The organism is uncultured Faecalibaculum sp. (assembly GCF_910588395.1).
Taxonomy (GTDB): Bacteria; Bacillota_I; Bacilli_A; order Erysipelotrichales; family Erysipelotrichaceae; genus Faecalibaculum.
Map to the genome: position 1 here is coordinate 1 of NZ_CAJUPA010000063.1, position 7,462 is coordinate 7,462.

Annotated in this window: 7 protein-coding genes and 1 tRNA gene; 4 read left to right on the forward strand and 4 right to left on the reverse strand. The window is 57.1% G+C overall.

Features of this window, described 5'->3' with window-relative positions; genetic code table 11:
• Positions 1 to 91 precede the first annotated feature (91 nt).
• From QZ305_RS11310 to QZ305_RS11320, 3 genes are all read left to right on the forward strand, one after another.
• On the forward strand, positions 92 to 1,495 hold the full coding sequence (locus QZ305_RS11310) for an MATE family efflux transporter (RefSeq protein WP_294732062.1): 1,404 nt from the start codon (positions 92 to 94) through the stop codon (positions 1,493 to 1,495).
• A 204-nt stretch (positions 1,496 to 1,699) separates the two neighbouring features.
• A tRNA-Leu gene (locus QZ305_RS11315) sits at positions 1,700 to 1,784 on the forward strand.
• 182 nt (positions 1,785 to 1,966) lie between these two features.
• Entirely contained in the window at positions 1,967 to 2,227 is a 261-nt protein-coding gene (locus QZ305_RS11320; protein WP_294732063.1) for a hypothetical protein, read from the forward strand.
• 185 nt (positions 2,228 to 2,412) lie between these two features.
• Here QZ305_RS11320 and QZ305_RS11325 read toward each other — a convergent pair whose 3' ends face one another.
• Positions 2,413 to 2,697 (reverse strand): DapH/DapD/GlmU-related protein, encoded by a 285-nt coding sequence (locus tag QZ305_RS11325; RefSeq protein WP_294732065.1) that lies wholly within the window; start codon positions 2,695 to 2,697, stop codon positions 2,413 to 2,415.
• A gap of 153 nt (positions 2,698 to 2,850) precedes the next feature.
• On the opposite strand from QZ305_RS11325, the gene QZ305_RS11330 reads away from it, so the two are divergent.
• A complete protein-coding gene (locus QZ305_RS11330; protein ID WP_294732067.1) occupies positions 2,851 to 3,426 on the forward strand; it encodes a LysR family transcriptional regulator substrate-binding protein in 576 nt (191 codons plus the stop codon).
• A 115-nt stretch (positions 3,427 to 3,541) separates the two neighbouring features.
• On the opposite strand, the gene sfsA is transcribed toward QZ305_RS11330, so the two are convergent.
• The 3 genes from sfsA to QZ305_RS11345 form a co-directional block, all read right to left on the reverse strand.
• Positions 3,542 to 4,237: a DNA/RNA nuclease SfsA gene (gene sfsA / locus QZ305_RS11335; RefSeq protein ID WP_294732069.1), complete on the reverse strand. Its 696-nt coding sequence runs from the start codon at positions 4,235 to 4,237 to the stop codon at positions 3,542 to 3,544.
• Between the two features lie 6 nt (positions 4,238 to 4,243).
• A complete protein-coding gene (locus tag QZ305_RS11340) occupies positions 4,244 to 6,727 on the reverse strand; it encodes a tetratricopeptide repeat protein (RefSeq protein ID WP_294732071.1) in 2,484 nt (827 codons plus the stop codon).
• Between the two features lie 259 nt (positions 6,728 to 6,986).
• The coding region (locus tag QZ305_RS11345; protein ID WP_294732072.1) for a hypothetical protein at positions 6,987 to 7,462 on the reverse strand (476 nt) is incomplete at its 5' end.

Consider the following 7,462-nt stretch of genomic DNA (forward strand, 5'->3'; position numbering starts at 1 on the left):
CTGGCGCTATTTATGCGTGATAAGCCATTAACTGAGCTTGGTAGTCTATCAAGTATAATTTACCCGTCTGTCAATCGTGAAGGAGAAAGCCATGAAAGACCCATCAGCTCACATCGAATCTCCCATGCTGCAGGGCTCGGTCTGGAACCGGATCCTGCTTTTTGCGCTCCCAGTCGCCACCACCGGCATGCTGGAACAGCTGTTCAACGCCTCGGACATTGCCATCGTCGGCTCCTTTGCCCGGACCGGCCGCACCGAAGCTGTCGCCGCCGTCGGCACCAACAGTCCCATCGTCGGGCTCCTGGTGAATTTCTTTGTCGGCTTTGCCCTGGATGCCAATGTCATCATCGCTCAGGCTGTGGAACAGCAGAAACCGAAAACCATCGAACAGGCCGTCCAGACCTCCCTGCTGCTGGCGCTGATCTGCGGTCTGGCCACCACCATTCTCGGCGAACTCGGCATCAGCCAGGTGCTGTCCCTCATGAACATCCCGGCAAATGTGTTCCCCCACGCTCTGGACTACATGCGCATTTATCTCATCGGCATGCCAGCCATCCTGCTGTACAACTTCGAAGCCTCGGTCTTCCGCAGCATCGGCCAGACAAAGATTCCCCAGGCCGCCCTGGCTGCCTCGGGCATCATCAACGTGCTGCTGAATCTGTTCTTTGTCATCGTGATGCATCTCACCATCGCCGGTGTCGCCATCGCCACGGTGATCTCCAACATCATCAGCTCGCTGATCCTCTTCGTCATCCTGCTGAAAACCTCCAGCCCCGTCCGGCTCTCCATGCACAGACTGCGCATCAGCCGGTCCATCGCAGGCCGGATCCTGCGCATCGGCATCCCCGCCGGCCTGCAAAGCTCCGTATTTGCCATTGCCAACATCATCGTCCAGACCGCCATCAACAGCCTGGGCACCGTGGTCATGGCCGCCAGCAGTGCGGCATTCAACGTGGAAATCTTCTGCTACTACGTCCTGAATTCCTTCACCCAGGCCTGCACCACCTTTGTCTCCCAGAACTACGGCGCTGGCCAGTTTGAACGCTGCAGACGGATCCTGGGTATTTCCATCGCCGAAGGCATCCTGGCCACTGTGCTGTCCATGCTCCTGGTGCTTTCCTGCGGCCGCAGCCTGCTGGCGATCTTCAACAGCAATCCCGATGTCATCGAAAACGGCTACTGGCGGCTCATGATCGTCTTCGCGGGCTATGTCTTCAGCGTTCTCTACGAAAGTTTCTCCGGCTACCTCCGGGGCTTCGGCATCTCCCTGGTACCCGCCCTGCTGACCATCCTCGGTGTCTGCGGCCTGCGCCTGGTGTGGGTCTTTGCGGTGTTCCCCTCTCACCCCTCCTTCCCGTTTCTCATGCTGTGTTTCCCCATCAGTCTCTGTCTGACCTCCCTGCTGATGGCGGGCGCCGTGCTCTGGTATCGTCCGGCTGCCAGAGAAGAAGCCGCCCGCAGGCAGGGCATGAAAGCTGCGGGTACTGAGGCCTGAGGCACGGCCGTTCTGGCAAATCATCCGCTTGACCGCAAAAAACCAGCAGCTGCAGGTCAGCTTGCTGATCGCACCTGTCCAGAATCCATCGCCGATAAAACCGATAAAACCAATAAAACCGTCACCCTTTTTTCAGAAAACTGTTGATTCCCGGAGATGGGTTTGATACTATAAGCAGGCAGTCAGCGATTGCAGAAACAATATGGGGTCGTGGTGGAATTGGCAGACACGCTATCTTCAGGCGGTAGTGAGGCAACTCGTGTGCGTTCGAGTCGCATCGACCCCACCATTCAGAAAATATAGTCGGACACATGCATTGTGTCTGACTTTTTCTGTTTTGTGCCAGATGTTCACACTGCCTTTCCCTGCTGCCTGCCATCCCTTCTTTCACCCCCATTACGGGCATCTCTCTGCCAGTTCCGGTCCTCTGCGGATACAATCAGGTACAGAACCATACAGGAGGCATCGGTTATGTGCGACAGTGATACCCACAGCATCATGGCGGTGGTCGCCGCCAAAGAAGGACAATATGACGAGATTCCGCCGGAGATTGACCCGGATGGCGATCCGGTATACCGGGCTGCATTCAAAACCGCAGACGGCGTCAAGATTTTCTGGATCACCTCCGAAGAGTACTATCGCCTGGAAGTGGGAATGAAAGGACTCCTGACCTGGAAAGGCGATGAGCTGCTTTCCTTTGGAAACTGGATCAGGTCATTCAGCATTCAGTGACTGCCATTCAGGCAGCCTGTATTCCGCCTCAGCAGGAAAAAACGGTTTGGAACAGCTTTTGAAGCTGTGGGCCAAACCGTTTTTTCTGCATATCAGATCCAGCCTCTGTCAGTTTTCCGGAGAAAGCTGCCGGATCACTCTGGCGGGAACACCACCTGCCACCACATTGGCAGGTATATCCTTTGTCACCACAGCCCGGCACCGATCACCACGTTGTCACCAATGGTGACGCCCTGCAGCACTGTGACACTGGCACTCAGCCAGACATTTTTCCCGATGACAATACAAGCCGCCTGCAAATCATACTGCTGACCCGGTTGAAGACCGTAATTCAGTGTGGCCGAAACTGCATTGTGAGCAATCAGGGACCCATCGCCGATCCAGATTCCACTCAGATTCTGAGCTGGCAGCTGCATCGGCAGCCAGCCGGCTTTTTCAAACCCGCCGTACTCTTCCTCTGTCCGGGTCATGGCTTTCTCCTCCAGTCCTGCTGATTACAGAACAGCGAACCGGAAAACGCATTTCACATAGCAGTTTCCGATTCACTTCCACAGTTTTCATCAATAGAATGGAAAGCGAAATCCGGCAGCCGGAGAATACCGTGGCAGGAACCATCCGGCTGGGTGCTGGCGGACATTGCCTGCCGGCTTCACCAGGAACATCCGGGAATCCGGTTTGACATGATCAGCGGCAACGGACGGCAGATCCTGAACTGTCTGGAGACCGGGCTGATCGACTTCGGCCTTGTGCTGCAGGAACCGGATTCCGCCAGATACGGTTTTCTGCCTGTCCGGATTCCGGACAAATGGGGCGTTCTTATGCCGCGGGACTGCCCTCTGGCTGGCAAAGACAGCATTGATCCGGAGAATCTGGCCGGTCTGCCCCTGCTCGTATCCAGTCAGGAAGACGAAAAGCGTACACTGGACCAGCTGCTGAGTCCTGCGGGCCGGCATCCGGATATCGTGCTGCGCTACAACCTCATTTACAACGCTTCTCTGTTCGTAAAAGCCGGTCTGGGCTATGCCGTGTGCTATGACAGTCTGATCAACACCGAAGGTACATCCCTCTGTTTTCGCCCATTCCGCCAGGAAGTGGCGATTCCCGGCTACATTCTCTGGAAAAAACATCAGGGGTTTTCCCGGGCAGCTGCCCTGTTTCTCAAGGCGCTGTATGCCGCTGCCGGAAAGACAGAAGACTGAACACCAGGATCCGGAAGGATCCTGACAGCCGAATCCGGATTATCCTTCCCCGTTGCAACCGCATCCTGCCAGAACAGCCTGGACACGACTCTGTGCCCAGGCTGTTCTGCGTTCATCAGACCTGTTTTGTTCCATCTGCTGTTTCCACCAGACGGCCCACAATGGTGACCTCTTCCGGACTCACCCGGCAGGCCAAGTGCCAGATTTCGACACCTGCTTCTCTGGCTTCCTCGAGTGCCCGGGCAAACGCCGGATCATTGGCTTCATTGGGCTGGACCTTCGTCACGCCATTCACCGGGATCACGAATGCCAGAACCGCCGATATTCCGGCTTCAGCCAGTCTGGCCAGTTCCCTCACATGGCGGCATCCTCTGACAGTGGGAGCATCCGGAAACCATCCCTGTCCATCCCGCTCCAGCGTGCAGCCCTTGACCTCCATCCACACCGGCTGACCACCGCGTTCCAGATAGAAGTCAAACCGGGAAGTTCCGCAGACCTGCTCGGATTTCACCAGGTCAAACTCCCCGCAGCCCTGCAGCCAGTCCTTCATCAGCCGGTTGGGCAGTGCGGAATCAATGTTGATCACTCCACAGCCGGGTTTCTCTGCCGCCACCAGATCATAGGCTGTCTTCCGCCCGGGTTTATCCGAAGGCTCCAGCCACACAGTGGTTCCCGGCACCAGGATCTCCCGGCAGCGTCCGGTGTTTTTCACATGCACCGTTTCCGGTCTGCCATCTATTTCCACCTGTGCAATGAACCGGTTTGGCCGGCTTGCAAACCGGGCTTCCACCAGGGTCTCGGCAATCTTCATGTCCGCTCAGCCACCCAGCGTCCACTGCCTGGCAATGCGGCTGCCCCGGCGCAGTGCCTGGTGGATAAGCCAGTGAGCCTTCCGGGGATCAGCCGGCACACCCAGGCCATTCATACAGGCATAGCCCAGCAGGGCATAGGCATCCCCGATGCCTGCGGCCGCAGCCTGTCTGAGATACCGGATGCCGCCGGCGGGATCCTCTGTCTGCAGCATGGCTTCTCCCAGCAGCAGACACGCATCCACATCCCCCAGATCCGCCGCCTTCTGCAGATCCTGCGTGCCGTTCTCGTCACCCTGGGAAATCCGCTCAATCCCCCGCCGGCGCAAAACCGCAGCATCTTCTTCGCCGGACACCGGCTTCACCGGTTGAGCAGCTCTCGGTTTCTCCGGCTCTGATACAGCCTGGAGCTCCCGGTCCTGCGAAACAGCCTGGCCTCCATCGGCAGCGTGTTCGGGTTCACTGGCGGCAGCATCCAAAGACAGCGAATCACCACCTGTACCTGATTCAGTCTTTTCCGGTGCTTCAGCGGTTTCCGGCACAGATTCTTTCTCACCGGTTTCAGCCGGGCGGATTCCCAGCAGCGTTTCCACCTGCTCTTTCCGGGTTTTCTCCGGGTTCTGCGCCAGATACGCCCGGGCATAGGCTTTCTGCTTCTCCGGGTCCTGTTCCAGATACGTGAGATAGTACAGACTCTCGGGACGGGTTTCCTTCACCTGCTCCAGCAGATCTCTGGCCCGTCCGGGATCTGCGGCTACACCCTGTCCTTTCAGAAGCAGCAGCGCCAGCAGATACTTCGCTTCACCGGATCCCCCGGCCGCGGCTTCCTCCAGAAACTCTGCCGCTAAATCAAAAGCGCCGGCGTCATTCAGGATATGGGCAATGCGCAGAGCCTTCCGGGTCCGGGTCTGCCGTTCTCCCTGCTCCTTCTGCCGCTCTGTCTCCCACTGATTCAGCTTCCGCACAGCCAGATCCTTCGTGTTCTGCACCGTGGCAGTGTCCCGGACCTGTTCCAGCACCTTGACTGCTTCCTCTTCCCGGTCCAGGGATTTCAGAACCAGCGCCAGCTGCATCTGCGCCCGGGGACTGCTGTCTTTTGCCAGCCAGAACGCTGCCTGTTCCGGATCCTTTTCAATCCCTGTGCCATTGGCATACCACATGCCCAGATAGTACGGGGCCTTGTCATTGCCCAGATCTGCCGCATGCATCATCCACCGGAACGCCGCTTCCGGATCTGTTTCATTGCCATGCATGCCGCTGGCCAGATACGCCCCCAGTTTGTAGTTCGCCTCCGGATGAGACAGCCGGGCAGCTTCTTCCAGCGCCTTGCGCTCCTGCACAAAATCATTCACCTGGGCATACCCCTCGGCCATCTTCATGAGATCCCCGGCACTGATCTGCTTTGGTGCCGAAGCGGCTTCCTTCCGGTTGTATTCCTCTGCCGCCGCCAGATACGCCGGTTCTTCGGAAACCGCATTCCAGGTATCCAGCTTTTTCTGCAGCAGATCCCGGGTTTTCAGCGACGTGCTCTTCGCCATGGCTTCCTTCGCCAGACTTTCAGCCCCCGCCCGGTCCTGCAGCTCTTCCTTGACCAGCATCCGCTGAATCAGGGCCTTCACCGAATCATCCTGCGCCAGCCAGCGGTCCGCTTCTGCCAGATCCTTCCTGGTCCCGGTTCCCGTCCGGTACCAGCTGCCAAGATAATACGGTGCCTGCCGGCTCCCCAGCTCGGCTGCAGTTTTCATATGGGCAAACGCCTTTTCCGGATCCGCCTCAAGATCATGCATGCCGCTGGCCAGATAGGCACCCATCTGATAATGAGCTTCGGGGTGAGACAGCTCCGCCGCCCGCTGCAGGTACTTCCATTCACTGACCCGGTCATCCACCTGGGCAAATCCCCGGCTGGCCCTCCACAGATCTTCGGCACTCAGCCGGTCGGGAACACTGTCCTGCTCCCGCTGCAGATACGCTTTCCCCGCTTCATGCACCTGCTTCTGCTGCTCTCTGTCCTCCGCTGTGACCTTCGGATGCGGCCTGTTGCGGGTTTCGGATGCCTTCTGCGCCCAGAGCTCCGCCTTCTGGTGATCCTCCCGGTGGTCGTAGATATCCGCAATCTGTTCCATTGCCCGGATATCTCCGGACTCCGCCTTCTCCGACAGCGAAGCCAGAAGCGGATCCTCCGGCTCCAGCAGCCCCTGAATCAGTCCGGCAATCTGCGCCGTGTGCTGCCTGGTGTGCACCCTGGTCTGATGACCATCGGCATAGGAAAGTTCCAGAAAATTCCCTGCTTCGCTGACCGAAACCAGGTCATGCAGATCCGCCGCTGCATCCTCCGGGCTGTGAACCCGCAGACTCACCGGCGTCAGCGTAAACACCGTATGTCCGTGTTCCTTTCCTTCGATCTTTGGTCTTGTATGGTGCAAATCCAGCTGTCCTGTTCCCTTTGGCAGTTCAGCCAGAACTTTGTCCGCCAGATTCCATGTGAGTTTCATATCGTCACCTCTTCTGTCTGTGTCCTTATTATACCGGCACAGGATGGCAGGCTGTTTTGTGCTGACCAAGCCGGGGCATCATGGTCTGCTACCTCAGACGGAAAGGGACTGCGTCCGGCACCCGGCTGATTTTATGCACCAGGCGTTGAAAAAGCCAGTCATCTCAATCAGACAACTGACTCGTTATCAGACATGCATCACCGGTACTGTCCTCCCTCTTCCGTTGTTCCGGGCAGCCGGAAGCGGGACTTCTGTGCCTTTATTTTTCGTATTCTGCCAGTCTGGCAAGTGCAGCTGCCAGGGCTTTTTCCGTTTCAGAAAGCCGGTTTCTTGTGTCAGTCAGTTCTGACTCTTTTCCGGCAAGAATCTGCCGATATTCCCGGTTTTGCTTCTGAGCTTCAAGAGCTGCTTTCCGGTCCTTTCTGTTCAGTGTCCGGAAATGCCAGTCATAATAGTCGTCTGTAGCCGCTTCAATCATTCTCGTCATTTTCACACCTTCCTTCTCCATAAAACCAATCGCCTTCTTCCTGTCGCTGTCAAACAGATGCCCCAGCGCCTGGAGTGTTTCGTTACCTGAATTTTGCCATCGTTCGTTCAGAAATACAATTCGGCTGTCAATCATCTTTTCGCTGAGATTTCTGATGGCAGAGATATAGCCGTCCTCTTCTCCGGTGTACTCTGTGTTAGAAGTCAATATCGGTGTTAACGATTCTGGTGAAATAGCTTTTAACACTT

What these genes read in the sequence shown, in the direction of transcription:
- QZ305_RS11320 (WP_294732063.1), top strand. Translation starts at nt 1,967, where the DNA reads ATGTGCGACAGTGATACCCACAGCATCATGGCGGTGGTCGCCGCCAAA.
- QZ305_RS11310 (WP_294732062.1), top strand. Translation starts at nt 92, where the DNA reads ATGAAAGACCCATCAGCTCACATCGAATCTCCCATGCTGCAGGGCTCG.
- QZ305_RS11325 (WP_294732065.1), bottom strand. Translation starts at nt 2,697, where the DNA reads ATGACCCGGACAGAGGAAGAGTACGGCGGGTTTGAAAAAGCCGGCTGG.
- sfsA (WP_294732069.1), bottom strand. Translation starts at nt 4,237, where the DNA reads ATGAAGATTGCCGAGACCCTGGTGGAAGCCCGGTTTGCAAGCCGGCCA.
- QZ305_RS11340 (WP_294732071.1), bottom strand. Translation starts at nt 6,727, where the DNA reads ATGAAACTCACATGGAATCTGGCGGACAAAGTTCTGGCTGAACTGCCA.